We start from the raw sequence: 2,203 nt of genomic DNA, 5'->3' as shown, positions 1-2,203 counted from the left end.
TGCCCGAGCTGCAGGGCAAGCTGGACGGCACGAGCTACCGCGTGCCGGTCCCCACCGGCTCGGTCGTCGACCTGACGCTCGTGACGAAGGACGGCCTCACCAAGGAGGCCATCAACGAGGCCTACCGTGCCGCCGCGGCCGAGGGCTCGCTCGCGGGCTACCTGCAGTACTCGGAGGACCCGCTGGTCTCGAGCGACATCCAGCTCAACCCGTTCTCGTCGATCTTCGACTCGGGCCTGACGTCCGTCTCGGGCAACCTCGCGAAGGTCTCGGCCTGGTACGACAACGAGTGGGGCTACTCGAACCGTCTCGTGGACCTCGCCGAGTACGTCGGCGCGCGTCTGTAACACCTGACGTCCCGCGAAGGCCCGTCGGCCCGGATCAGTCCGGCCCGGCGGGCCTTCGTCGTGCCCGGCGCGGGAGTAGAGTCGGATCGATGTCTCTGCGAACTCTCGAATCCCTCGGTTCGGTCGCCGGCAAGCGTGTCATCGTGCGCTGCGACCTCAACGTCCCCCTCAAGGACGGCACGATCACGGACGACGGCCGCGTGCGCGCGTCGCTCCCCACCCTGAATGCGCTGCTCGACGCGGGCGCCCGCGTCGCGGTCGTGTCGCACCTCGGCCGCCCGGAAGGCGCGCCCGATGCGAAGTACAGCCTCGAGCCCGTGGCGCACCGCCTCTCCGAGCTCCTCGGCAAGCCCGTCGCGTTCGCGCGCGACACGGTGGGCGAGTCTGCGCAGGAGACCGTCGCGGGGCTCCAGGACGGTCAGATCGCCGTCCTCGAGAACCTGCGCTTCAACCCGGGCGAGACCGCGAAGGACGAGGCCGAGCGCGGCGCGTTCGCGCAGCAGCTCGCCGCACTGGGCGACGTCATGGTGTCGGACGGCTTCGGCGTCGTGCACCGCAAGCAGGCGAGCGTGTACGACCTCGCCCAGCAGCTGCCGAGCGCCGCGGGTCTGCTGATCGCCGCGGAGCTCGACGTGCTCGACCGCCTCACAGAGAACCCGGAGCGGCCCTACACGGTCGTGCTGGGCGGCTCGAAGGTGTCGGACAAGCTCGGCGTCATCGACCACCTGCTGCCGCGCGTCGACCGCCTCCTGATCGGCGGCGGCATGCTCTTCACGTTCCTCGCGGCCCAGGGCCACAAGGTCGGCGCGAGCCTGCTCGAGCAGGATCAGATCGAGACGGTGCAGGGCTACCTCCGCACCGCTCAGGAGAAGGGCGTGGAGATCGTCCTGCCCACCGACATCGTCGTCGCATCCAAGTTCGGCGCCGACGCGGAGCACATGATCACCCCCGCCGACGCGATCGAGGACACCGACTTCGGATCCTCCGGGCTCGGTCTCGACATCGGGCCCGAGACGTCCGCCGCCTTCGCGGACGCGATCCGCGCGTCCAAGACCGTGTTCTGGAACGGCCCCATGGGCGTGTTCGAGCTCGCGCCGTTCGCCGCGGGCACCAAGGCGGTCGCGCAGGCCCTCACCGAGGTCGACGGCCTCAGCGTGGTGGGCGGCGGCGACTCCGCTGCGGCCGTGCGTCAGCTGGGCTTCGCGGACGACGCGTTCGGACACATCTCAACGGGCGGAGGCGCCAGCCTCGAGTTCCTGGAAGGCAAGAAGCTCCCCGGACTGGAGGTCCTCGGATGGTCGGCAGCATGATCGGCAAGCGCACCCCGCTGATCGCGGGCAACTGGAAGATGAACCTCGACCACCTGCAGGCGGTCGCGTTCGTGCAGAAGCTGCACTGGGCGCTGAAGGACGCCAAGCACGAGTTCGACTCGGTCGACGTATCGGTGTTCCCGCCGTTCACCGACCTGCGCAGCGTGCAGACCCTGATCGACGCCGACAAAATCCCCTTCGGTCTGGGCGCGCAGGATCTGTCGGTGCACGACTCCGGCGCGTACACGGGCGAGATCTCCGGCGCGTTCCTGAAGCGCCTGGATGTCGGATCCGTGATCATCGGACACTCGGAGCGCCGGGAGTATCACGCGGAGGGCGACGATGTCGTGGCCGCGAAGGTCAAGGCGGCCCTCAAGCACGAGCTCGTTCCCGTGATCTGCGTCGGTGAGACCGCGGAAGACCTCGAGAAGCACGGCGCCAGCGCGGTGCCGGTCGGTCAGCTCGAGGTCGCGCTCGACGGCGTCCCCGCGTCGGCGGACATCGTCGTCGCGTACGAGCCCGTGTGGGCGATCGGATCGGGCCAGG

General features: G+C 69.6%; 2 protein-coding genes and 1 pseudogene. All 3 read left to right on the top strand.

Annotated elements, in window-relative coordinates:
- Positions 1 to 347: pseudogene (locus RIF89_RS14335) on the top strand (type I glyceraldehyde-3-phosphate dehydrogenase); the annotation flags it as partial.
- Positions 348 to 436: 89 nt separating this feature from the next.
- Positions 437 to 1,657 carry a phosphoglycerate kinase gene (locus tag RIF89_RS14330; protein WP_309069750.1) on the top strand — a complete coding sequence of 407 codons (1,221 nt, stop codon included), beginning with the start codon at positions 437 to 439 and terminating at the stop codon, positions 1,655 to 1,657.
- Positions 1,642 to 2,203: triose-phosphate isomerase (locus RIF89_RS14325; protein ID WP_309069749.1), on the top strand; the 562-nt coding region annotated here is incomplete at its 3' end. The genes RIF89_RS14330 and RIF89_RS14325, both read left to right, overlap by 16 nt.

This window comes from Microbacterium sp. (genome assembly GCF_031178525.1).
Classification (GTDB): domain Bacteria; phylum Actinomycetota; class Actinomycetes; order Actinomycetales; family Microbacteriaceae; genus Microbacterium.
The sequence above is the reverse complement of the archived record's forward strand: the minus strand, read 5'-3'. Positions and strand labels throughout refer to the sequence as shown.